Origin of the sequence: Acuticoccus yangtzensis, assembly GCF_001927245.1 — a bacterium.
In the GTDB taxonomy this organism is placed as follows: Bacteria; Pseudomonadota; Alphaproteobacteria; order Rhizobiales; family Amorphaceae; genus Acuticoccus; species Acuticoccus yangtzensis.
In genome coordinates this window covers 162,460-185,540 of the sequence record NZ_MJUX01000008.1, presented here as the reverse complement: position 1 = coordinate 185,540, position 23,081 = coordinate 162,460, and the positions used below count along the sequence as shown (strand labels likewise).

Sequence of the window (23,081 nt, the reverse complement as noted above, 5' to 3'; positions counted from 1 at the left end):
TTCCAAATCAGCACGCAGGAAAAAGCTGCGGACCAGGGGTTTTCTGGCGCCCGGTGCTATCGAAAGGTCCGGGTTCCGACGACGGAGCGCAGGGCGTGGAGCCGCGGCGCGGGGGCGTAAGTCTTACCTAAAGCTGTTATGCTGCCACGCGATTGTGGCGCCGCGCACCGGCGCCGAGAAGCGATTGGAAGTGACCTATGGACGACGATCTCCCCAACGACGCCACCACCACAGCAGCCGTCCGCGTCGGTCAGGATTATTTCGGTACGATCGACTTCGAGGGCGACGAGGATTGGATTCGCGTCGATCTTACCGCCAATCAGGGCGTTGCGATCACCATCGAGCCGACCGACGGTTGGCCGAACAAGATCAGCCCTTACGTCGAGATTTTCGAGGCTGACGGGAATTATTTCGACTACCGCTGGTCCGACGATTTCGACGTCGGCCGCTACTTCATCCTGCCGGACGAAGATCGCACGCTCTACCTCAACGCCAACAGCCAAGGCAGCACCACGGGCGGATATCACGTCACCGTCGACCCCGGCGACTTCGACCCGGCCGACTTCAGCGGCACGGCGAATATCGGCAGCGTCGGCGCGACCTATACCGGCACGCTGGACGAGCGCGGCGACGTCGAGTGGACGCGCTTCGACCTCGAAGCCGGCGACTCGGTCGCCTTCGAGCTGATCTTCGGCGAGAACCAGTACCAGGACGAATATCACCTCGACCTCGTCGGTGCGGACGGCAATTGGCTCGACACGTCCGAAATCGGCGACGATGAGATCGTGCGTTATTCCACGCTGACGGACGCGACGGTCTACCTGCGCGTCGAGGCGCTGGCGAACGGCGCGGCGGGGTCCTACACCGTCGACGTAACGCCCGGCGCCACCTATCCGCGGCCGGACCTCTTCACGATCAACGAAGACGAGACCCTGTCCGGCAACGTGCTGGACGCCAACAGCTATGGCGAGGACTTTCCCCGCCGCCGGGTGGAGGTCGTCACCATCAACGGCCGGACCGATCTGGTCGGCACCACGATGACGCTGGCGACGGGCTCGACCCTCGTCGTCAACGCAGACGGCACGTTCGACTATGTGCCGAGCGAGGCGTTCAGCACATACGGCGCGCCGCAGCCTGGCGTCTATACCGGCTTCGGCGGCGATGGCGTCGAATACGGCATCTCGATCGACGGCGGTCCGGTGGAGACCGAACACATGCGGATCGAGGTCCTCGGCATCGACAATGACGACCTGATCAGAGGCATCCGCCGCCGCAACGAGACGATCGAGGGCGGGGTGGGCAACGACACCCTTTATGGCCTCGACCGGCACGACACGATCTACGCCGGCGAGGGCGACGATTGGGTCGATTCCGGCATCGGCGACGACGTCGTCGAAGGCGGGCCGGGCAATGACACCATCCGCGCCATCGGCGGTGAGGACCTGATCAGGGGCGGCGAAGGCGACGACTGGATCGCCGCCGGGACCGGCAACGACACCGTCACCGGCGATGAGGGCGACGACAGCCTCTACGGCGGCTACGGCGACGACAGCGTGTCCGGCGGAGAAGGCGACGACCTCATCTTCGGCAACTGGGGCGCCGACACGCTGGACGGCGGCGATGGCGCCGACACCCTGCGCGGCGGCGACGACGACGATGTGGCGGGCGGCGGCGCGGGCGTCGACCACGTCTACGGTGAGGCGGGCAACGACACGCTGAACGGCGGCGCGGATGGCGATACCGTGAACGGCGGTGACGGCGACGATCATGTCTCCGGAGGCGACGGCGACGACATGGTGATCGGCGGCGCCGGCGCGGACACGCTGGACGGGGGCGAGGGCGCCGACACCTTGGCCGGCGGCGAGGGTGACGACAGTCTGTTCGGCGGTGCCGGGAACGACCTCCTCACCGGCCGCGACGGTACCGACACGCTGGACGGCGGCGACGGTGACGACCGGATCGCGGGCGGCCGCGGCGACGACGTTCTCTTCGGCGGCGCGGGCAACGACCTCTTCGTCCTCGCCACCGGGCACGGGTTCGACACGGTGCTGGACTTCGGCGATGGCGCCGACCGGCTCCGTCTGATGGACTTCGGCCCGGACCTCGCCTCGCTGGACGATCTTCTCACCGCCGGCGCGATCACCGAGGCGGACGGCGACACGGTGATCGACCTCGGCAACGGGGACGGATTCACCTTGGAGGGTGTCGCCCTCGCCGACCTCACCGAGACGCAACTCATGTTCGGCTGAGCCGGTGCATGGGCGGCGGTTCTACTGCTGTCCCTCCGACAGCGGTCTGGCTTGTGCGACGATCACGCGGCGGACAGCGAGGCGCATGTGACGCGTGAGTGAGCCTGGTCGCCTGTACCGATCGCGTGGCGGGCACACGCGCGATCTGAGCGGCGAGGCGCGCCCGCGGGAGGTGTCATCCCGCCGCGCCTTATCGGTGAGCTGTCGCGAGGAGCACCGCCGCGGCGAGGGAGGGGTTCCCCTCCTCGCGCTCCTCTCCGAAGTCGGCTGTTGCCGAGTTCGGCATCCATGATGCCCGACAGCGCAGTCCGGGTCCCGCCGGCCGGCAGCGCTTCAGTCCTGAAGAAGGACTGAAGCGGCAGCGCCAAAGCTGGGTCGGACCGGGGCAGCATCAAGCACCCGTCCTCCCAATGCTCGCGCCCAAGAGGGGGCTGTGCGTGGGTGCGGTCGAGTGCTCGACCCTGACCCGCTTCTCGAACGGGAAACGAGCAAGGGAAAGCCGTGGCGGTATTGTACCCGTCGGGCGGCGCTGAGGCTGACAGCCTTCGCTGATCAGCCGGTTACGCCGCGAGAAGGCTCGCCGCCCACGCGACGGCACCCACCACGACGAGGAGCGGAAGGCCGAGACGGGGGACGTCGCGGAAGCGGTAGTCGCCGATGCCCATGACGATGGTGTTGTTGTGGTGGCCGAAGGGGGTGAGGAAGTCGAGCGACACACCCACCGCAACCAGCATCAGCAGAGGATCGGCAGGCACCCCGGCCGCGCCCGCCAGCGCCACGGCGAGCGGCGCCAGCGCCACCGCCGCCGACACGTTGTTGACGAACGGCGTGATGATCAGCGCCGCCGCCAGCACCACGCCGTGGACCGCGAACGGCCAGTCGTGGCCGATGAGGTCGAGGAGGGCGGCGGCGATCACGTCGGCGGCGCCGGTACGGTCGACCGCGGCGCCGAGCGGGATCATCGCCGCCAGCATGACGAGGACCGGCCAATTGAGCCGCGCCAGCGCCTGCCGCAGATCGACCAGCCCCGCCAAGGCCAGCGCCAGCACCGCCCCGCCGAAGGCGATCTCGGGCGGGGCGAGGCCCAATGCAGCCAGCCCCACCGCGGCGGCGAAAGCGGCCACCGCCGGAAGCCCCTGGCGCCGCGGCGGCTCCAGCCCGCGGGGCGAGATGGCGAGGCAGTCCGTCTCGTCGAGCGCGCGGCGGACGCGGTCGGCGCGGCCGTGCAGCAGGAGAACGTCGCCGATGCTGATGCGCACGTCCGCCAGCCGCCCCTCGATGCGCGTCGTCTGCGGCGACAGGGCGACGAGCTCGGCCCCCGCCTCCTCGAACGCGGCGACCACGCGCGCGGTGGACCCGAGGATGGTGCTTTGTGGCAGCACCACCGCCTCCACCCATTCCGCCCCGCCGCTGCCGGTGGCGCCCTCCAGCTCCGCATCGCGCCGCCGGTGCATCTCCATCGCGGTGGCGACGTCGGTCTCGACCAGCAGGAGGTCGCCCGCCTTCACCACCTGCGCCTCGCGTCGGCCGAAGACGTGCCGGCCGTCGCGCAAGTGGGCGTGGACGGTGCCGCCGATGCGCGCCTCCACGGCGGCGGGCGTCGCCCCGCCCAGCGGTGAGCCGGCGCCGATGCGCAGCTCGGTCACGAAGCGGCGCGGCCCGGTGATGGGCGGGGCCGCCGCGTCGAGACCGCGCCCGGCCAGAAGCCGCGGCCCGATGAGGACGAGGAGCGGCATCCCGACGAGCGTCACCGGCAGGCCGATGGCGGCGAGGGCGAAGAAGGAGAAGGGCGCGCCGAGCGCCTCCTCGCGCAGGCCCGAGACGACCATGTTCGCGGGCGTGCCGATGAGCGAGCAGGTGCCGCCGAGGAGCGTCGCAAAGGATAGCGGAAGCAGCACCGCCCCCGGCCGCACCCCCGTGCGCCGGCAAAGGGACATCGCCACCGGCAGCATCAGCGCCAGCGCGCCGATATTGTTCATGACGATGGACGCCGCCGCGCCGAGGACGCACAGCACCGTGGCGACACCGCGCTCGTTTGTGACGTGGCGGGCGATGCGGTCGGCCGCCTGGTCGAGCAGATGCGCATTCAGCAGCACCTGCACGATGATGAGGATCTCGGCGACGGTGACGACGGCGGGGCTGGCGAAGCCCGCGAAGGCGCCCGCCGGGGGCACCAGGCCGAGCGCCACCCCCGCGCCGAGGCCGCTGAGGGCGACCAGCTCGATGCGGAAGCGGTCCACCGCGAAGGCGGCCAGCATCGCCCCCATGAGGGTGACGATGGCGATCTGGTCGAACGTCATCCGAAGTCCTGCGCCGCGCCGGACGGGCCCGGCGTGCTGCCGATAAGGCCCCTTGGCGCGGCGCTTGGAAAGGGGCAATCGTCGCGGCGCGCCAGGTGGGCGGGCGACGGCCCGACCACGCCGCGGCGGCGCCGATTGGTGCTCAGCCCGCCTGCATCTCCGCCGCCGGGTAGAGCTGCCAGCGGCGCGGGCGCACAGTCAGCGCGCCGCCCTCAACCATCGGCGCGTTCTGCGCCGCCGCGCCGGTCAGCGGCAGCTCGATCTCGAGCCGGTCCCGCCGTCCGCCGACCTCCAGTTCCACCAGCCGTGCGCCGCTGGTGCGACGCACCGCCGACACGGTGCCCGCGATGGCACCCTCCGCATGCGGGCTCAGCTCCAGGTCGTGTGGGCGCAGGAAGAGCCGCGCCGGACCGTCCGGCATGGTGGTCACCGGCATCGCCAGCGGGGCGCCCTCCAGGCACACGCGGCCGCCCGAAACCTCCACCGGCAGCGCGCTCGACGCGCCGATGAACGAGAACACGAAGGGCGAGGCGGGCGCGTCGTAGATGTCGTCCGCCGAGCCGACCTGCTCGATCCGCCCGTTGCTCATCACCACCACGCGGTCGGCGAGCTCCATCGCCTCCTCCTGGTCGTGGGTGACGAACACGGTGGTGTGGCCGGTCGCATCGTGCAGCTCGCGCAGCCAGCGGCGCAGCTCGCGGCGCACCTTGGCGTCCAGCGCGCCGAACGGCTCGTCCAGCAGCAGCACCCGCGGCTCGATGGCGAGCGCACGGGCCAGCGCCACGCGCTGCCGCTGCCCGCCCGAAAGCTGCGCCGGGAAGCGGTGGCCGAGGCCTGATAGCTGCACGAGGTCCAGAAGCTCCTCCGCCTTGGCCGCGATCTCACGCTTCGACGGACGCCCCCCGCGCGGACGCACGCTGAGGCCGAAGCCGATATTCTCGGCCACGGTCATGTGCTTGAACAGCGCATAGTGCTGGAACACGAAGCCGACATTGCGCTCCTGCACGCTGGCGGCGGAGGCATCCACCCCGCCGAACAGGATGCGCCCGGCGGTCGGCGTCTCCAGCCCCGCGATCAGCCGGAGCAGCGTCGTCTTGCCCGAGCCGGACGGACCTAGCAGCGCGATCAGCTCGCCGGAGCGGATGTTCAGCGACACGTCGTGCAGCGCCGGGAAACGCTCGAACGCCTTGCGCACATTTTCGATGCGGATGTCCATGTCAGCAGCCTTCAGTGGCCCCGCGCGGCCTTCAGGCCGTCGGCGAAGCGCCATTCGAGGAAGGATTTCAACGCCAGGGTGACGAGCGCCAGAAGGGCGAGCAGCGAGGCCACGGCGAAAGCCGCCTGGAAGGCGTACTCGTTGTAGAGGATCTCGACCTGCAGCGGCATCGTGTTGGTGACGCCGCGGATGTGACCCGACACGACCGAGACCGCGCCGAATTCGCCCATCGCCCGCGCGTTGCACAGGAGTACGCCGTAGAGCAGCGCCCACTTCACGTTGGGCAGCGTCACGCGGCGGAAGGTTTGGAATCCGCTGGCGCCGAGTGACAGGGCCGCCTCCTCGTCGCCAGTGCCCTGTTCCTGCATCAGCGGGATCAGTTCGCGCGCCACGAAGGGGAAGGTGACGAAGATGGTGGCGAGCACGATCCCCGGCAGCGCGAAGACGATCTTGAGCCCGCTCCCCTCGATCAACGGGCCGAGCAGGCCGTGTGAGCCGAACAGCAGGATATAGACCAGCCCCGCGATCACCGGCGACACCGAGAAGGGCAGGTCGATCAAGGTGATGAGCAGCGTCTTGCCGCGGAACTCGAATTTCGCGATGGCCCATGCCGCCGCGACGCCGAAGACGAGGTTGGCCGGTACCGCGATCGCCGCGACGAGGAGCGTGAGGCCGATGGCGGCGAGCGCGTCCGGCTCGGCGATCGCCGCGACGAACACGCCGACGCCGCCGCGCAGCGCCTCCACGAACACGGCGGCGAGCGGCATGAAGAGGACGAGCACCAGGAAGACGAGCGCGATGCCGATGAGGATACGCCGCGTCGCCGCGCTCTCGGTGACGGGGGAGCGCCAGGGTGCAGCCTTGACGGGGTGGGCGGCCTCGGCGCGCACGGAAACCTCAAGCGCCATGACCGAACCTCCGCCGGCTGACCGCCTGGATGATGTTGATGAGAAGAAGCATGCCGAAGGAGATGACCAGCATAAGCGCGGCGACGGCGGTCGCGGCCTCGTAGTTGAACTCCTCGAGCCGGATGACGATGAGAAGCGGCGCGATTTCCGACACATAGGGGATGTTGCCGGCGATGAAGATGACCGAGCCATATTCGCCGACCGCGCGGGCGAGGGCGAGCGCGTAGCCGGTGAGAAGGGCCGGCATCAGGGTCGGCAGCACCACCCGCGTGACGGTCTGGAAGCGGCCGGCGCCGAGTGTCGCGGCGGCCTCCTCGCGCTCGCGGTCGACCTCGGCCAGCACCGGCTCCACCGTGCGCACCACGAAGGGCAGGCTAACGAAGGTGAGCGCGATGATGATGCCGATGGGCGTATAGGCGACCTTGAGGCCGAGCGGGGCGAGAAGCTGGCCGATCCACCCGTTCGGCGCATAAAGCGCGGCGAGGGCGATGCCGGCGACGGCGGTCGGCAGCGCGAAGGGCAGGTCGATGAAGGCGTCGACCAGGCGCCGGCCCGGGAACTGGTAACGCACCAGCACCCAGGCGAGCAGCAGGCCGAAGACGGCGTTGATCGTGGCCGCGAGGAAGGCCGCGCCGAAGGAGAGGCGCACCGCGGCGAGGGTGCGCGGGTCGGTCACCAGGCGCCAGAACTCGGCGGGGCCGAGGCCGGCGCTTTTCACCGCCAGCGCCAGCAGCGGGATGAGGACGATGACCGACAGGTAGAGGAGGGTGAAGCCCATCGCCAGGCCGAAACCGGGGATGATGCTGGTGGCGCGCAGCCGGAAAGGGGCGCGCGGGGCGAGCATGGGGCCGAGCGCGGTGGCGAGGGGGCCGGGGTTGATCGGGCCTGTGGGGATCGGACCCGTGGGGATCTGGCCGGGAGCCATGGTCGAGCCGTCAGCGTGCGGGCTGGAAGATCTGGTCGAACACGCCGCCGTCGCTGAAGAAGCGGGGCTGCGCTTCGGCCCAGCCGCCGAAGTCCGCGATCGTAACCAGCGTGAGGTCTGGGAAACGCTCCAGGTCGGCTTCGTCCGCCAGCTCGGGCTGGGCGGGGCGGTAATAGTGGCGGGCGGCGAGCGTCTGGCCTTCGGCGCTATAGAGGTAGTCGAGATAGGCCTGCGCCACCTCGGTGGTGCCGTGCTTCTCGGCATTGGTGGCGACCAGGGCGACCGGCGGCTCGGCCTTCACCGACACCGAGGGGACGACGATCTCGAACTCGTCCGGGCCGAGCTCTTCCAGCGCCAGGAAGGCCTCGTTCTCCCAGGCGAGGAGCACGTCGCCGATGCCGCGCTGGACGAAGGTGGTGGTGGAGCCGCGCGCCCCGGTGTCGAGCACGGGGACGTGCTTGAAGAGCTGGGTGACGTATTTGGTCACGGCCTCCTCGTCGCCGTCGAAGGCGCGTTCGGCCCAGCCCCATGCGGCAAGGAAGTTCCAGCGCGCGCCTCCCGAGGTCTTCGGGTTGGGTGTGATCACCTCGACGCCGTCGCCGACGAGATCGTCCCAGTCTTCGAGGCCCTTCGGATTACCTTTGCGCACCAGGAAGACGATGGTCGACGTGTAGGGCGCGCTCGCATTGGGAAGCCGGGTGCGCCAGTCGGCCGGGATGGTGCCCGCGTGCTCGGCGATGGCGTCGATGTCGGCCTGCAGCGCCAGGGAGACGACGTCGGCCTCCAGCCCGTCGATGACAGAGCGGGCCTGCTTGCCGGAGCCGCCGTGCGACATGCGGATGGTGACGCGCTCGCCGGTTTCGGCGGCCCAGTGGGCGGCGAAGGCTTCGTTGAACTCTTTGTAGAGTTCGCGGGTCGGGTCATAGGAGACGTTGAGGATCGTGGTGTCGGCGTGGGCTGCCGGGATGAGGGCGGGCGCCGCGACGAGGAGGGCGGCGCCGAGCCCCGTGAAGAGCTGGAAACGAGATCGGGTCACGTCAATCTCCATATCCCATCGGATTAGTAGAGATTAAAGCCTACTTCCTCGGTAGGAATTGTCAACTGGCGTGACGGTGCGATGAAGGTGCCTGGCATGGCCCCGTGATCGCGCGTGGCCAGGAGGCCGCCGGTGCGCGGGGTTTTGGTCAGGGGTATACCCGGCGCAGCACGCGGCACGCGGTGCCCGTGGGCGCGGGCCACCGGACCGACATGCTCCGAGACGCGCCGAACGGGCGCGGGCGGCTCGCCGGCGGGGCCGGGATTGGGGGCGTAAATGATCCGCGGTCGACAGAATGGGCACGCACCAGGGGAGGCCCAGCGGTAGGCGTGCCGCGACCAGATGGCAGACGGGCGCGGCCCAGGCGGCGCGCCCCAAGATCGCGCGAGGCGGCGCGCCTCAGACCGCGCACGGGGCGGTGCGCACCAGACCGCGCCAGGCATCGCGCTCGAGGCGGCGCGCAGCATGCTACGCCCGTCAGGCCGAGCAGCACCGGCCGCGCATTAATGGTCGCCGAACAGGCTCCGCGTTTCTGCCGGCGCGGTGCGGGTTCCGCGTATGACGCGCCCTCGCTTCGTGCCGGGCTTCGGGCCGGCTCGTTACCTGCCGTCTGCCGGGCGGCGGGCACGAGGCGCCGGGCTTCAGGCGGTGCCGAAGATATCCTGCGGCAGTCCCAGCGGGCGGCCGGGGTGGGCGATCGCGTCGGCTAACGTCGTTTGGTCCAGCACCGCGCGGGCGGAGTTGGCGACCAGCGCGAACACCTTGCGTACCCGGCACGTCGCCTCGTCCTCACAATCCTCGCACGGGCGGTAGGCGATGCGGCTGAGGCACGGCAGCGGGGCGATCGGCCCGTCGATCAGCCGCAGAACGTGGCCGAAGGTGATCGTATCGGCAGGCTTCAGGAGCGCGTAGCCGCCCGCCGCACCGCGCCGGCTCTGCACCAGACCGTCCCGCTTCAGGTCGGCCAGGATCTGCTCCAGGAACTTGCGGGGGATCCTCTCGCGCTCGGCCAGCTCCGCGGCGGAGATGGACACGGCATCGAGATCGGCCAGCGCGAGCAGGGCGCGCAGGGCATATTTGGCCTTCTGGGAGATCATTGAAGGGTCATCGCGCATCATATATCCTAGTAGTCCACTAGGATATGACGTCCCGCCCGAAATTCCAACCCGGCGCCGATGCGGCCCACCGATCAGGACCGCCGGGCCGCAACCGGCCGCCCCATGGATCTGCAACTCGCCTTCATCCTCGCGCTCACCTTCCTCATCCACCTCATCGGCACGCTGGCCTATGCGTTCCGCATCGCGGGGGTGAGGACGGGCAAGATCGCCACCGCCCTGTCGCTGTTCAACATCCTCGTCCTGGTGTCGCGGACGTCGAACTCATTCCAGGGCCCGTTCATCGCCAAGCGTGTGGAGGCGGGGCTCGGCGCGCAGGTGGCCGCCCACACCACGACGCTCGCCCTCGATTTCGCGATGATCCTGGGCGCGGCCTCGCTCGCCACCATCGTCGGCGGGTTGATGATCCCCAGCATGCAGCGCATCGCGGCGGCGGCGGTGGAGCGGTTCAGCCGTGACCGCTCGGTCCCGCGCCTCGTCGCCCGTGCGATGACGGCGCCGGGCCTGCGCTCCATGGCGGGGGCCGCGGCGCTTCCCCGGCGGGCGAGCGTCACCGGGCTGAAGCTCGGCCGCGACTTGCCGATCGGCATCATCCTGCTCAACGTCGGCGCCAACGCGCTGTGGACGGTGGGTGTGCTCGCCGCGCTCTATGCCGGGGCCATCGCGCCGGAGTTCCGCGTCACCGCCGCCACCTTGTCGTCGATCATCAACGGGGTGGCGACGATCGCCCTCTTCGTCATCGTCGACCCCTATCTGGCCGGGATGACCGACGACGTGGTGCGCGGGAAGGCGAGCGAGGCCCATTTCCGCCGCGTGGTGGTGTGGATGATCGCCAGCCGCCTCGCCGGGACGGTGCTAGCCCAGGCGCTGCTGTGGCCGAGCGCCGTCCTCATCGTCTGGGTGGCGCGGGCGATCCCCGCGAGCTGACGCCAGCGCGACCCAGACGAAGAGGGCTGACGCCCGTGCGCCCACGCAGATGTGGTCTGACGCCCGCGCCTTGGTTCAGGCGCGGGTCGGGCTCACAGATAGGCGTCCAGCGACAACAGCGAGGGCGGCAGAGCATCATCATGCCAGTCGAAGACGCTGTGGCTGCGCACGCTGCCGTCGTCGAGCCTGGCCTCGCGGCTGAGTAGGGCGCCGGACCCGTCGAAGGTGGCCGCAACGGCGGCGTAGGCCTCGTCGCCCGCACCGTCGATCAGAGTGCGCGTCCACGTGCCGTCCTCGCCGCGGGAAATCGCCCTCAGGTCACCGTCCGCCGCAACGTCCACCCGGCCGACCCGCGCGCCGGTGTCGTCGAACACCTGCAGCGTCGTCGACCGCTCCAACTCGCGCACCCGCACCGTCACGTCGGCAAACTCGATCCGCTCCACGCCGATCAACCGGTCCGTGCCTTCGTCGCCCACGGTGTCGCTCACCGTCAGCGCCCGCAGCGAGGGCGAGCCGAAGACGAAGTCGCCGATCTCGCCGTCATAAACGGCCGTGTCGTTGCCGAAGCCGCCGTGGACCGTATCGTCGCCGGCAAATCCCTGGAACGTGTCCCGTCCGCCCAAGCCGAAGAAGACGTCGTCGCCGTTGGTGCCGAACAGATCGTCCGCGCGGGGGCCACCGGCGACCAGGTTCGGGCGCCGCTCGTCGATGTCGCCGACGGACAGCGTGAAGTCGGCCGTGTCGTCGGGATCGGGGGCCAGCGCCGGGTCGTCCACCTCAACGGTGACCGCGTAAGATGACTGCGTCTCGAAATCGAGCACGACGCCGGCCTTCAGATAAAGGTTGCCGCCGGTGATCTCGAACACGTCCGCGTCTGCGCCGCTGAGCGTCAGATCGTTCTCGCCCACACCGTCATCCTCGATGACGATGGTCGCCACGCGAACGGGCAGGTCGGTCGAACCGTTCTCGTCCACCTCGTCGACCGTGTTGATGAGCGACACGCTGGGCCCGTCATTGGCGGCGGTGAGGCCGACGTCCTCACTGGTGATCTCCTCGTTCTCGACCGTCACCGTGCGCAGCGCCACCACGCTGCCGTTGGCATAGGTCATCACCGCTTCGGCGAGCGCCATGATGTCGAGCCGTCGGTACGTCTCGCCGGTGTTGGTGGCGTTGTCGTCCTCGTCGTCCCCGTCGACGATGATGGCGCCGGAGGTGTGGACCAGCCAGCGGAACTCGTCGAGGCTGAGGTTGCGGCCCATCTCGCGCTGGGCGAGCTCCTGGATCACCGTCGCCACGCCTGCGACGACCGGAGTCGCCTGGCTGGTCCCGTGATAGGAGGCGGTGCCGCCGCCCGCCCGCGCGCCCGTGATCGCCGCGCCGGGGGCGAAGATCTCGGTCTGGTCGGTGTCGCGCTGGGAGAAGACGGTGATGCGGTCCGCGCCGGTGGTGAAGGCGGTCGAGCCGTCGCCATAGGACGCGCTGCCGATGTTGGCGTCGTAGACCGCGCCGACCGCGAGGCTGTTGATGTCCACCGCCGGCGATGACACGCCCTCGGTCTGGTAGCTGAAATAGTCGTTACCCGCGGCCGAGGCGACGATCACCCCCTGCGCGGTGATCGCCGCGAACTCGTCGCCATAGGGCGTCACGTAGGGGTCGGTCTCGTTGCTGGAGTCGCCGAGCGACAGGTTCACGGCGGCGATGTTGTAGGTCGCGACGTTGTCCGCAACCCACTGCAGCGCCTCCTCGATCCCCGCGGTGGAGCCGAAGCCGTCGTCGCCCAGCACCTTGAGGTGGATGATGCCGGCGCCGGAGGCCGGCCCTTCGATGCCGCCGGTCCCCAGCCCCGCGGCAACGGAGCTGACGTGCGTGCCGTGGCCGTTCATGTCGTCGGTGCCGCTGGGCGAATCGGTGAAGTCGGCGGCGTAGACGATCCTGTCGGCGGTGCCGTCATTGTCGCTGTCGGGGCCGAAGAAGGGGTGATCGGCGTCGATGCCGGTGTCCAGCACGACAACCGAGAAGCCGCTGCCGTCGAGCCCGGCGAAGCGCGGGTCCGCATGAAACTCGTTGAGGTTGATCAGCGAGTTGGATTCGACGTCCTGGGTCTGGATCGGCGCCTCGCCGTCCACCTTCTCGTCGGGGATGCCGAGGGCGCGGACGACCTCGTCGCTGCCGCTCAGGGTCATCTTGGCGATCAGCTCGGCGATCTCGGCGCTACTGGCCGCCGGATCTGCCGATTTCGCGGCCATGAAGGCCCCGGCGGCCTGCGCGATCGACGGGCCGTTCCCCGTGGCCGTGAAACCGGAAGGGGCCATGTAGCCGATCTGGTAGGTGCCCGGTGCCAGCCCCAGAAATTCGTAGGTGCCGTCGGCGTTGGTGGCGCTGGCGGTCTCGTCCGCATCGAACAGGCCGTTCTGGTTGGCGTCGACGAAGGCGATCAGGCCGCCGATCGGTGCCTCCCCGGCGTCGAGGACAAGGTTCTGGTTCCCGTCGAGGAACATCGTCCCCGAAATTCCCGTCGGCGGAACCGGCACCGTTTCATCGATCGTGATCACGTAGTCCCCTGAGTAGCTATCGTCGAACGCGGCGACGGACACGTAGAGATCGCCGGACTGGGGCGGCGAGAAGGTGAGTGCGGAATTCAGCCCCGGCCCGCTGTCGTCATTCTGGGCGAGGATTTCCCCGTCCGCTCGGACGATCCGCAGATAGGGGTCGGAGAGGGCGTCGTTCGGGCCGGCGTCGTCGCCGTCGAGCGTGACCGCATAGTCGGCGCCCGCAAGCACGGTGAAGCGGAACCAGTCGCGGTCGCCCTCGACCTCCAGCGTTCCGGTGGTGGGGCTTCCGTCGACAAGGACCACGCCGGTGGTGTCGCTGCTGGCAGGAAAATCGTCGCTCATCGGAAGCTCCCCAGAGGCTGTGTTTTTGCTTTTTTCAGGCCCGGCGGATGTCGGCGCCTACAAAATCAAGGTCAGTCTAAATTATAGGCGATTGATATCGCCGTGGGCTGGGGGCCCGCAAGGCGAGCGCTCATCGCGCGCGCGTCGATCACGAGAAGTTTTGCTTGTGTTGCCGATCAGGCCGGACGGGCGGAGTGGCGCTGTCGTGGCCGACCCCGTGCATCGCCCGCGGTCGAGGAGCGGCGGCCGTAGCCCATTGGCAGGCGACGGCCGGGTTCCGAGGCGGGGGATGGAAGACGTGCCGGCTCGGCCGTGGTTCAGCCGGCTTTGCGGCGGCGCCACAGGGCGGCGCCCGTGACACCCAGAAGCGCCGCCCCCAGACCGTACCAGGTGAAGGCATAGCCGAGGTGGTTGTTGGTGAAGGTCATGCGGCTTTCACCAGCCTGGGGGAGGCCGCCGGGGGGCGTCTCCTCTGCGACGAGATCGACCTGATAAGGCGCGAGCGCGCCGGTGACACCGAGTGCGTCGGCGATGGCGTGGATGTCCCGCGCGTAGAATACGCGGCCCTCCAGGTCGGGCGCCGGGGTGATGAAACTGGGCGGATCGTCGCGTCGAACGAGCCCTTCGATCGTCACCTGCCCGGGTGGCGGCGCCGAGCGGGGCCGCGTGGCGGGATCCCTCACCGCGTCCGGCACAAAGCCGCGATTGACGAGTACGGTCCAGCCGTCCGCCGTGGTGAAGGGGGCGAGCACCATGGCGCCCTGGCCGCCGAGGGGGCCGTGCGGTTCGCCGAGGGTGATCCAGAAATAGGCTTCGTCCCGGCCGAATGTGCCGGTGAGGGTGACGCGTCGATAGCGCCAGTCGTCGATCGGGAAGGCGGGGCCGACGGGCGTGGCCGCTGCGTCGGTTGCCGCGCCGGCTTTCTGCGCCCCGGCTTCATGCGCCCCGACTGCCCGCGTCTCTTCTATGGACATGCCCCAGGTGGCCGGGCCGGGGGCGGGGACTGGAGCGGCGGAGGGCCGCTCTTCGGCCGCGGCGATCAGCGCCTCTTTCCAGGCGAGGCGCTGAAGCTGCCAGGTGCCGAGGCTCATCAGGATGACGAAGGCCCCGGCGATGGCGAGCGCGAGAAGGATGCGCTTCAAGGCGCGTCCCTCTTAGTGGACTTCCGGGCTGGCACCCCAGACGTAGACGCACAGGAAGAGGAAGAGCCACACCACGTCGACGAAGTGCCAGTACCAGGCCGCCGCCTCGAAGCCGAAGTGGGATTTCGGCGTGAAGTGGCCGGCATAGACGCGCGCCAGGCAGACGGCGAGGAAGACGGTGCCGACGAAGACGTGGAAGCCGTGGAAGCCCGTCGCCATGTAGAAGGGGCCGCCGTAGAAGGAGCCGAAGGCGAATGTGGCGTGGCTGTACTCGTAGATCTGCACGCTGGAGAAGAGCGCACCGAGGATCACGGTGAGCCACAGGCCCCACTTGGCGGCCTGACGGTCACCTTCGATCAGGGCGTGGTGCGCCCAGGTCACGGTGGTGCCGGAGAGGAGCAGGATCATCGTGTTGAAGAGCGGCAGGTGCCAGGGGTCGAAGGTGTGGATCGACTCCGGCGGCCAGACACCGCCCGTGGTCTCGAGCCGGCCGTAGGTGGACGGGTCGCCGGGGAAGAGGGCGGCATCGAAATAGGCCCAGAACCAGGCGACGAAGAACATCACTTCCGAGGCGATGAACAGGATCATGCCGTAGCGCAGATGCAGCTTGACCACCGGCGTGTGCTCGCCGCGGACGCTTTCGCGCGTGGTGTCCGACCACCACATCACCATGGTGGCGATGATGAGGGCGGTGCCGATGGCGAAGATGCCCCAGCCGGCGAAGTTGATGCCGGCGAGGGACAGCTCGTCCCCCCTGTTCCAGCGCATGAACGCGACGGCGCCGAACATCATCACGAACGCGCCGAGCGATCCCATGATCGGCCAGGGGCTGGGTGGTAGGATGTGATAGTCGTGGTTCTTCGCCGCGCCTGCCATTGTCATTCCCTCTTCGCGCTGCTGCGCGCAAACCTTCCGGGGCGAAACCCGGATCGCCTCGCCGGACCCTCGGGCCCGGCCACCACCGGGGCTCGGGCCCCTTGTTCCAACGAGGCTGAGCCCCGTGTCGTGCTGCGGAGCTGGTGCTCCGCCCGTCATGCGGTGCCGGAGCGCCGCTCATCGTCCCCGCCGGGCGGGTGGGTCACGTTGCCGCGATGCCTTCCGCCCGATCAAGTCTCTTCTCGTCTTTGCCACGCCGCTCGCGCGGCGTCGACACCCTGTCAGCTCTCCGACCCTGCCTTGTAAAAGGTATAAGACAGCGTGATCACGTGGACGCCCTTGGCATCGGGATCCTCGTCGAACGCGGGGTCGACATAGAAGACCACGGGGATCTTGCGCGTCTCGTTCGGCTCCAGCGGCTGGGCGGTGAAGCAGAAGCAGTCGACCTTCGTGAAATAGCCGCCGCCTTGGAACGGGGTGACGTTATAGGCCGCGCGCCCGACGGTATATTCGTCGGTGAGGTTGGTGATCTCGTACTCGGCGGTGACGACTTCGCCCACATGCACCTTCATCGTCCTCTGGGACGGCGTGAAGGTCCACGGCAGGTCGCTTTGGATGTTGGAATCGAAGCGGATCGTCACCTCGCGCTCGCCGACCTTGAGGCCGGGAACGGCTTCGATGGAGGCGACGGAGGGCGTGCCGTCGAACCCGGTGACGCGGCAGAAGAGGTCGTAGAGCGGCACCGAGGCGAACGCGGCGCCGACCATGATCGACACGAAGGCGGTGCAGGCGAGAGCGACCTTCGCGTGGCGCCGGGATCCGCCGGTCCGCCCGGTGCCGGACGCCTGATCGCGCGTTTCCGGATCGCCGGGCGCGTTCACGACGCGGCCCCCGGCGAGTTGGCGGTCATCTGCAGGATGGTGATGGCGTAGAAGAGGGCCACGAGGGCGACCAGGACCAGGGCGATCGCGACGGAGCGTTTGCGCTGGCGGCGGCGGCGCTCGGCCTCGGCGTCGCTGATCGCGTTGCCGGACGGCTCAGCGGTGGGGCGGGAATCGGACATCGTCATGCCATGACATTCGAAAGTACGCCGTCGGCCATCAGCGCGCCGAACAAGGCGAAGAGGTAGAGGATCGAGACGCCGAAGAGGCGTCCGGCGAGGCGCCGCTCCGTCTCGGCCGTGGCCGAGCGAAGGCGGACCGCCCCCAGCACCAGCCAGGCGCCGAGGCCGGCCGCCACGGCCGCGTAGCCGAGACCGGCGAAGCCGAGGACGGCGGGGGCGAGCCCGGAGACGGCCGTCAGGACGGCATAGACGAGAATATTGAGCCGCGTCGTCTCCGGCGAGGCGACACAGGGAAGCATCGGCACGCCCGCGGCGGCATATTCGTCGCGCTTCAGGATGGCGAGGGCCCAGAAGTGGGCCGGAGTCCACAGGAAGATGATGGTGAAGAGAACGATCGGCTCCAGCGACACCGATCCCGTCACAGCGGCCCAGCCGACCACCGGGGGGAGGGCGCCCGCCGCACCGCCGATGACGATGTTCTGCGGGGTCCGCCGCTTCAGCCACACCGTGTAGATGACGACGTAGAAGACGATGGTGAGCGACAGGAGCGACGCCGCGGTCCAGTTGGACGCGAAGGCGAGGAGGATCACCGAGCCGGACGCGAGCATGGTGCCGAAGACGAGTGCGGTGTCGCGCGTGATGCGGCCGGACGGGATGGGCCGCTTGGCGGTGCGGGTCATGAGCCGGTCGATGTCGGCATCGAGGCCCATGTTGAGCGCGCCCGATGCGCCGGCGCCGAGCGCGATCGCCAGCAGCGAGACGGCCGCCAATACCGGGTGCAGATGCCCCGGCGCGAGGAGGATGCCGGCGAAGGCGGTGAAGATCACCAGCGACATCACGCGGGGCTTCAGAAGATCGACGAAATCGGCCGGCGTGGCGCCGAGGTCGAGACCGCCGAAGGTGCCCGTGTCCTGAACCGACATGTCTGTTCCTCCGCGTCTGGCCGCCGGACGGATCGGCGGCGGATAAAGGCCGTGCGCGCGCGGCACGGGGCGTGGTGATCCCTCGCCTCGCGGGCGGGGGTGGCTCGGATGGGGTCCGAGGCGGCAATCGGTTCGGCCCGCGGGCAGGTCGAACGGAATGCGGCCGGGATCGTCCAAAACGGAGGCGCTGCGGGGCTGGCCGGCTTCGGTGCCGGGGCCGGGCTGGGCCTGAATGGCGACGCCGCCCGGAGGCGGCGCCGCGGTTCGCGAAAGGATGGCGTTCAGCCGGCTGCCTTAGCGGATCTGGGGCAGCGTCTCGAACTGGTGGTAGGGCGGCGGGGAGGAGAGGCTCCACTCCAGCGTGGTCGCGCCTTCGCCCCACGGATTGTCGACCGTCTTGCGGGCCCGGACGATGGCATCGACCATGGTCCAGATGAAGGCGATCATCGCGACGACGGTGATGTAGATGCCGATCGAGGAGACCATGTTCCAGCCGGCGAAGGCGTCCGGATAGTCCACATAGCGGCGCGGCATGCCCTGCAGGCCGAGGAAGTGCTGCGGGAAGAAGATGACGTTCACGCCGATGAACATCAGCCAGAAGTGCAGCTTGCCCAGCGTCTCATTGTACATGATGCCGAACATCTTCGGGAACCAGTAGTACCAGCCGGCGAAGATCGCGAACACGGCACCCAGCGACAAGACGTAGTGGAAGTGAGCGACCACGTAGTAGGTGTCGTGGAAGGCCCGGTCGAGGCCGGCATTGGCGAGCTGCACACCCGTCACACCGCCGACGGTGAACAGGAAGATGAAGCCGATCGCCCACAGCATCGGCGTCGTGAAGCGCAGCGAGCCGCCCCACATCGTCGCGATCCACGAGAAGATCTTGATGCCTGTCGGCACCGCGATCACCAATGTTGCGAAGGTGAAGTAGGCCTGCGTGTCCGGCGAAATGCCGATCGTGTACATGTGATGCGCCCACACGACGAAGCCGACCACGCCGATCGCCACCATGGCGTAGGCCATGCCGAGATAGCCGAAGACGGGCTTGCGCGAGAAGGTCGACACGATGTGGCTGATGATGCCGAAGCCCGGGATGATCAGGATGTACACTTCCGGGTGGCCGAAGAACCAGAAGAGGTGGGCGAAGAGGATCGGATCGCCGCCCTGCATCGGGTCGAAGAAGGCCGTGCCGAAGTTGCGGTCCGTCAAGAGCATCGTGATCGCGCCGGCGAGAACCGGGAGCGACAGGAGCAGCAGGAAGGCCGTGACGAGCTGCGCCCAGACGAACAGCGGCATCTTGTGCAGCGTCATGCCGGGGGCGCGCATGTTGAGGATGGTGGTGATGAAGTTGATCGCACCCAGGATCGACGCCGCGCCGGAGACGTGGATGGCGAAGATGCCGAAGTCGAGCGCGGGGCCGGGCGAGCCTTGGGTGGAGAGCGGCGGATAGAGCGTCCAACCGCCGCCGAAGCCGTGACCGCCGGGCTGGCCGGGCAGGAACAGCGAGGTGATGAGCAGCAGGAAGGAGAAGAACAGGAGCCAGAAGCTCATGTTGTTCATCCGCGGGAAGGCCATGTCCGGCGCGCCGATCATGATCGGCACGAAGTAGTTGCCGAACCCGCCGATCATCGCCGGCATCACCATGAAGAAGATCATGATGAGGCCGTGGCCCGTGGTGAACACGTTGTACATGTCACCATTGGCGAAGATCTGCATGCCGGGCTCCTGGAGCTCCATGCGCATGCCGACGGACAAGGCAAAGCCCACGAAGCCCGCGAACAGCGCGAACAACAGGTACAGAATGCCGATGTCTTTGTGGTTCGTTGAGAAAAGCCAGCGCCGATATCCCGTAGGATGGTCGTGCGCATGGTCCGCTGCCGCGTAGGCCATCGATCCTCTCCGTTCGCGTGCTTCTTCAGGGCGCGCCGGCCCTGATACTTTATTCGAGGTCCGCCCCGTCTTCGAGAACGGCCTCCGTCATCCAGGCAAAGGCGCCGCCCCGAGGACGGCACCCGACGTGATCAATTCGCCGAAAGAGCGGCGACGTTCTGGCCGATCCCGGCTGCTTCGGCCTGCCACTTCAGAAGCTGGTCCTGGGCAGCGTCCGGGTCGTCGATGGACATGGCCACCCACTCCTCGAACTGCGCCTCGTCGAGAACGTGGATCTCCAGCGGCATGAAGGCGTGGCTCTGGCCGCACAGCTCCGAGCACTGGCCATAATAGACACCCGTCGCCTCGGCGCGGAACCACGTCTCGTTCAGGCGGCCGTTGATGGCATCCGCCTTGATGCCGAAGGCGGGCATCGCCAGGGCGTGGTTCACGTCCGACGAGGTCGTGAGAACGTGAACGATCTTGCCCACCGGAACCACCAGCGGATAGTCGACGGCGAGCAGACGCGGCGCCTCGGCATCGGTCATGTTGTAGGTGGACTTGCGCTCGGCGCGGTCGTCTTCCTGCAGCATGTTCGAGATGATCGGCGGAACGTCGGCATAGGCCTCGTCCATGTATTCATATTCCCAGAACCAGGACTTGCCGGTGGCCTTCACGGTGAGATCCGGCTCGGGAATCGTCGTCTCGTTATAAAGGAGACGGAACGAGGGGAAGGCGATCGCCACCAGGATCAGCACCGGGACGATGGTCCACACCACCTCGATCATCGTGTTGTGCGAGGTCTTCGACGGGACCGGGTTCGCCTTCGCATTGTAGCGCACGACGACCCAGATCAGAAGGCCCAGCACGAACAGCGTGATGAGCGCGATGATGATCAGCGTGTAGCCTTCGAACCAGCGGATCTGCTCCATGATGGGCGTCGCTGCATCCTGAAGGGTGACCTTCCAGGGTTCGGGCTGAGCTGCCGACGCTCCGGTAGACAGCACCGAGGCCGCCAGCATCATCGTCGCCGCCGCAGCGCCGAGCCGGCCGAAAGCAGTTCGTCCGAACTTTGCCATTGCCCGCATGTGTTCCGATCCCATCTCGCTCACATCTTTGATTAACGGGGACGTCCCGTAACACAAATTTCGGAACGTCCTGAAACTTACCAACGCCTCGTCCCGGCGTCCACCAGACAGAGTCATCGGACACCATCCACCAGGCGGAGGCGCCCGCAGCCTCCACCACCAGCCGCACTCACCATCCCTTTAGACCCGTTCCAGCCGCGTTTCTACCGTCTACTGACGGTCCAACGCACTTCCAACAGCGGCCGAGGTGACACTTTCGCCTTGCACCACGCTCGCCCCGGCGGCAGTGCGGAGAAGGGAGTGAACCATGATGTCACATCCGCCGAGAGAAAGCCGGACCGTCAACATGTTGGGAGACGTCATGCTTTGCACGCGTGCACAGGGCGGCCGCGCCGCGCCGCCCCTGCGCCTCAGAGCCGCACGCCGCGGCTCGGCGCTCGCCGGTCTCGTCACGAGCCTCGTCGCCGGTCTCCTCGCCGCCGGCATCACCGCTGTGGCCGCGCAGGATGGCGCCGCCGCGACGGCCCCGTTCGGGGATTGGACCGTCGCCTGCGAGCGCACGGTCGGCGTGACCACCGACGATTGTGCCGTGAGGCAGACTGCCGCGGCCGCGTCCGATGCCGGCGTCGTCCTCACCGTGCTCTTCGTACGTGGACCCGGAGGGCGCGCCGACGTGCTGCGCGTCCTCGCACCGCTCGGCGTGCTGCTGACGTCGGGCCTCAGCCTCTCGGTGGACGGCGAGGAAGTGGGCGTCGCCGGCTTCGTGCGCTGCCTGCCGCCGGGGTGCATCTCCGAAGTCGCGCTGGGAGAGGCCTTGCGCGATGCGCTGACCTCGGGCCGCCGCGCCACCTTCGCCGTCTCGCTGACGCCGCAGCGCCAGGCCGAGGTGCCGATCACGCTGGCTGGCCTCGGCGACGCGCTCGACGCGCTGACCACCGCCACCGCCGGTCCGCAGCCGGGCGCCGCCGCGACGGACGATTGACGCGGCCATCCGCGCGCGGCGGGGGATGCCGCCTCACAACGTGCCGAAGCGTGATGCGCGGCGCGTGCGCTGAACGCGCGAAGCAGATAGAGATTGAGCCGGACACAGGCGGCGCGCGCCGGCCGCCTGCGGCACCGGCGGCGGTGCGGGCCCACGAACGGACCACGCCGCCGATGCCGCGCTGACGACGCGCCTGGACAACACCGCCACGAGGCGGCCCGAACAACGCCGCCCGGAGGCCGTCACCATGCCGGCCCAACGCGGCGAGGACGAGTAGGAGAGTGAGGATGGCATCACGCCTTTGGATCATGGCCGGGCTCGTCCTGGCGCTGGCGTCGGCGCTCGTGAACGCCGCGCCCGCCGAGGCGCAGGGCCGCATCGTCGGCCGCTACGGCGATTGGCAGATCCGCTGCCAGCAGGAGACGGGCGCCCCGTCCGAGCAGTGCGCCCTGGTGCAGAACGTCCAGGCCCAGGACCGCGCCAACATCGCCCTCAGCGTCGTCTTCATCCGCACCGCCGACCAGCAGGTCGAAATCCTGCGGGTGCTGGCGCCGCTCGCCATCCTGCTGCCGCCCGGCCTCGGCCTGTCCATCGACGATGTGGAGGTCGGCGCCGCGGGCTTCGTGCGCTGCCTGCCCTCCGGCTGCGTCGCCGAGGTGCGGCTCGACGATGGCCTCATCGAGCGGTTCGAGGCCGGAACCACCGCCACCTTCTCCATATTCCGCACCCCCGAAGAGGGGATCGGCATCCCGATTTCCCTCGACGGTTTTGCCGAAGGCTTCGCGGCGCTCCAGAACCCGCCGACCGAGACGCTGGCCGATGCCGCCCCGCCACGCGCGCCCGTCGCCACCAGTACGAGCGCCGTCAACGGCGTCGCCAATCTCGACACCCGCTTCACCAGCGGCGACGATCGCACCGCGTTGGATCAGCTTCTGGAGGACGAGCTCTTTCCCTACGTCGCCGCTGCGGTCGCCGGGCTCTTCCTGCTCATCGTTGTCGGCGGGCTGCTGCTGGTGCGCGGGCGCAAGCCGCGCACCAAGCCAGCCAAGCGGGGCCGGGACGCCAAGGCGAAAGAGCGCAAGGCCGTGGCTCCGGTGGACGAGGACGAGGGCGACGAGGACCTCGACTTCGCCGAGGATGACGACGACCTGAGGGACGAGCCGGTGGCGCCGACCGCGCGTCAGCAGCCCCGCCTGTTGGAGCCTGCGCGGCCGCAGCGCCCGACCGCCCCGCGTGACCCCGCGCTGGGCGCTCAGCCGACCATGAGCCCGCCGCCGGCACAGGTGCCCGCGCAGCCGGGCGCGCAGGGGCCGCGCCGCCTTCCGGGTAGCGAGGCCGCCGGCGGACAGCCGCCGCGCCGCCCCACCACGCCCGGTCCGCGGCCGCAGCCCCGCGGGCCGCGCCCGTCCTGACCCCACGGACTAATCACCCGGACTGATCCCCGCGGACTGACCCCGTGGAGGGCCGGGGGCGGCCTCGCGCCGCCGCCGGCCGCAGCCGTGCGGATGGATCTCCATTGACCGCCACGCTCGCGAGCAGGCCGCGGCGTGGTGCGCCGCCTTACGCCT

The 23,081-nt window shown here is 69.0% G+C and carries 18 protein-coding genes; 4 read left to right on the top strand and 14 right to left on the bottom strand.

Going from position 1 to position 23,081, the window contains the following annotated elements; genetic code table 11:
- Window positions 1-197 precede the first annotated feature (197 nt).
- Entirely contained in the window at window positions 198-2,249 is a 2,052-nt protein-coding gene (locus tag BIX52_RS18095) for a calcium-binding protein (RefSeq protein WP_075222501.1), read from the top strand.
- 560 nt (window positions 2,250-2,809) lie between these two features.
- Here the strand turns inward: BIX52_RS18095 and BIX52_RS18090 are convergent.
- From BIX52_RS18090 to BIX52_RS18060, 6 genes are all read right to left on the bottom strand, one after another.
- The gene (locus BIX52_RS18090; RefSeq protein ID WP_075222500.1) at window positions 2,810-4,549 is read right to left on the bottom strand and encodes an SLC13 family permease; all 1,740 of its coding nucleotides are present in this window, start codon (window positions 4,547-4,549) and stop codon (window positions 2,810-2,812) included.
- Window positions 4,550-4,691: 142 nt separating this feature from the next.
- Window positions 4,692-5,765 (bottom strand): sulfate/molybdate ABC transporter ATP-binding protein, encoded by a 1,074-nt coding sequence (locus tag BIX52_RS18085; RefSeq protein WP_075222499.1) that lies wholly within the window; start codon window positions 5,763-5,765, stop codon window positions 4,692-4,694.
- Window positions 5,766-5,776: 11 nt separating this feature from the next.
- The gene (cysW, locus tag BIX52_RS18080; RefSeq protein ID WP_075222498.1) at window positions 5,777-6,673 is read right to left on the bottom strand and encodes a sulfate ABC transporter permease subunit CysW; all 897 of its coding nucleotides are present in this window, start codon (window positions 6,671-6,673) and stop codon (window positions 5,777-5,779) included.
- A complete protein-coding gene (gene cysT / locus BIX52_RS18075) occupies window positions 6,663-7,517 on the bottom strand; it encodes a sulfate ABC transporter permease subunit CysT (protein WP_075222593.1) in 855 nt (284 codons plus the stop codon). Before cysT ends, cysW begins: the two co-directional genes overlap by 11 nt.
- 91 nt (window positions 7,518-7,608) lie before the next feature.
- Complete coding sequence (locus tag BIX52_RS18070) at window positions 7,609-8,646, bottom strand: sulfate ABC transporter substrate-binding protein (protein WP_075222497.1); 1,038 nt, start codon at window positions 8,644-8,646, stop codon at window positions 7,609-7,611.
- Window positions 8,647-9,275: 629 nt separating this feature from the next.
- Window positions 9,276-9,731: an RrF2 family transcriptional regulator gene (locus BIX52_RS18060; protein ID WP_075222495.1), complete on the bottom strand. Its 456-nt coding sequence runs from the start codon at window positions 9,729-9,731 to the stop codon at window positions 9,276-9,278.
- A gap of 123 nt (window positions 9,732-9,854) precedes the next feature.
- On the opposite strand from BIX52_RS18060, the gene BIX52_RS18055 reads away from it, so the two are divergent.
- A complete protein-coding gene (locus BIX52_RS18055) occupies window positions 9,855-10,676 on the top strand; it encodes a lipid II flippase Amj family protein (protein WP_075222494.1) in 822 nt (273 codons plus the stop codon).
- Between the two features lie 92 nt (window positions 10,677-10,768).
- Here the strand turns inward: BIX52_RS18055 and BIX52_RS18050 are convergent, their stop codons facing one another.
- The 8 genes from BIX52_RS18050 to coxB form a co-directional block, all read right to left on the bottom strand.
- Window positions 10,769-13,570, bottom strand: a complete 2,802-nt coding sequence (locus tag BIX52_RS18050) for a S8 family serine peptidase (protein ID WP_075222493.1) — start codon at window positions 13,568-13,570, stop codon at window positions 10,769-10,771.
- Window positions 13,571-13,887: 317 nt separating this feature from the next.
- Window positions 13,888-14,712: an SURF1 family protein gene (locus BIX52_RS18045; RefSeq protein WP_075222492.1), complete on the bottom strand. Its 825-nt coding sequence runs from the start codon at window positions 14,710-14,712 to the stop codon at window positions 13,888-13,890.
- 12 nt (window positions 14,713-14,724) lie between these two features.
- Entirely contained in the window at window positions 14,725-15,588 is an 864-nt protein-coding gene (locus tag BIX52_RS18040) for a cytochrome c oxidase subunit 3 (RefSeq protein ID WP_075222491.1), read from the bottom strand.
- Window positions 15,589-15,869: 281 nt separating this feature from the next.
- Window positions 15,870-16,469, bottom strand: a complete 600-nt coding sequence (locus BIX52_RS18035; RefSeq protein WP_083550815.1) for a cytochrome c oxidase assembly protein — start codon at window positions 16,467-16,469, stop codon at window positions 15,870-15,872.
- Window positions 16,466-16,657 (bottom strand): hypothetical protein, encoded by a 192-nt coding sequence (locus BIX52_RS18030; RefSeq protein WP_075222490.1) that lies wholly within the window; start codon window positions 16,655-16,657, stop codon window positions 16,466-16,468. The genes BIX52_RS18035 and BIX52_RS18030 overlap by 4 nt, the downstream gene beginning before the upstream one ends.
- Window positions 16,654-17,574: a heme o synthase gene (locus BIX52_RS18025; RefSeq protein ID WP_075222489.1), complete on the bottom strand. Its 921-nt coding sequence runs from the start codon at window positions 17,572-17,574 to the stop codon at window positions 16,654-16,656. The genes BIX52_RS18030 and BIX52_RS18025 overlap by 4 nt, the downstream gene beginning before the upstream one ends.
- A 294-nt stretch (window positions 17,575-17,868) precedes the next feature.
- Window positions 17,869-19,464 carry a cytochrome c oxidase subunit I gene (ctaD, locus tag BIX52_RS18020; RefSeq protein ID WP_075222488.1) on the bottom strand — a complete coding sequence of 532 codons (1,596 nt, stop codon included), beginning with the start codon at window positions 19,462-19,464 and terminating at the stop codon, window positions 17,869-17,871.
- A 131-nt stretch (window positions 19,465-19,595) separates the two neighbouring features.
- On the bottom strand, window positions 19,596-20,531 hold the full coding sequence (gene coxB / locus BIX52_RS18015) for a cytochrome c oxidase subunit II (protein ID WP_245803227.1): 936 nt from the start codon (window positions 20,529-20,531) through the stop codon (window positions 19,596-19,598).
- Between the two features lie 361 nt (window positions 20,532-20,892).
- Between coxB and BIX52_RS18010 the strand changes: the two genes are divergently transcribed.
- Together BIX52_RS18010 and BIX52_RS24035 are read left to right on the top strand one after the other, a co-directional pair.
- Window positions 20,893-21,513 (top strand): invasion associated locus B family protein, encoded by a 621-nt coding sequence (locus tag BIX52_RS18010; RefSeq protein WP_075222592.1) that lies wholly within the window; start codon window positions 20,893-20,895, stop codon window positions 21,511-21,513.
- 287 nt (window positions 21,514-21,800) lie between these two features.
- Window positions 21,801-22,925: an invasion associated locus B family protein gene (locus tag BIX52_RS24035; RefSeq protein ID WP_108676619.1), complete on the top strand. Its 1,125-nt coding sequence runs from the start codon at window positions 21,801-21,803 to the stop codon at window positions 22,923-22,925.
- The last annotated feature ends 156 nt before the right edge of the window (window positions 22,926-23,081 follow it).

Coding starts and splice junctions, on each gene's coding strand:
- BIX52_RS18095 (WP_075222501.1), top strand. CDS start 198: ATGGACGACGATCTCCCCAACGACGCCACCACCACAGCAGCCGTCCGC.
- BIX52_RS18060 (WP_075222495.1), bottom strand. CDS start 9,731: ATGATCTCCCAGAAGGCCAAATATGCCCTGCGCGCCCTGCTCGCGCTG.
- BIX52_RS18010 (WP_075222592.1), top strand. CDS start 20,893: ATGCTTTGCACGCGTGCACAGGGCGGCCGCGCCGCGCCGCCCCTGCGC.
- BIX52_RS24035 (WP_108676619.1), top strand. CDS start 21,801: ATGGCATCACGCCTTTGGATCATGGCCGGGCTCGTCCTGGCGCTGGCG.
- BIX52_RS18025 (WP_075222489.1), bottom strand. CDS start 17,574: ATGTCGGTTCAGGACACGGGCACCTTCGGCGGTCTCGACCTCGGCGCC.
- BIX52_RS18050 (WP_075222493.1), bottom strand. CDS start 13,570: ATGAGCGACGATTTTCCTGCCAGCAGCGACACCACCGGCGTGGTCCTT.
- BIX52_RS18030 (WP_075222490.1), bottom strand. CDS start 16,657: ATGACGATGTCCGATTCCCGCCCCACCGCTGAGCCGTCCGGCAACGCG.
- BIX52_RS18040 (WP_075222491.1), bottom strand. CDS start 15,588: ATGGCAGGCGCGGCGAAGAACCACGACTATCACATCCTACCACCCAGC.
- coxB (WP_245803227.1), bottom strand. CDS start 20,531: ATGCGGGCAATGGCAAAGTTCGGACGAACTGCTTTCGGCCGGCTCGGC.
- cysW (WP_075222498.1), bottom strand. CDS start 6,673: ATGGCGCTTGAGGTTTCCGTGCGCGCCGAGGCCGCCCACCCCGTCAAG.
- BIX52_RS18090 (WP_075222500.1), bottom strand. CDS start 4,549: ATGACGTTCGACCAGATCGCCATCGTCACCCTCATGGGGGCGATGCTG.
- cysT (WP_075222593.1), bottom strand. CDS start 7,517: ATGCTCGCCCCGCGCGCCCCTTTCCGGCTGCGCGCCACCAGCATCATC.
- BIX52_RS18070 (WP_075222497.1), bottom strand. CDS start 8,646: ATGGAGATTGACGTGACCCGATCTCGTTTCCAGCTCTTCACGGGGCTC.
- BIX52_RS18085 (WP_075222499.1), bottom strand. CDS start 5,765: ATGGACATCCGCATCGAAAATGTGCGCAAGGCGTTCGAGCGTTTCCCG.
- BIX52_RS18055 (WP_075222494.1), top strand. CDS start 9,855: ATGGATCTGCAACTCGCCTTCATCCTCGCGCTCACCTTCCTCATCCAC.
- ctaD (WP_075222488.1), bottom strand. CDS start 19,464: ATGGCCTACGCGGCAGCGGACCATGCGCACGACCATCCTACGGGATAT.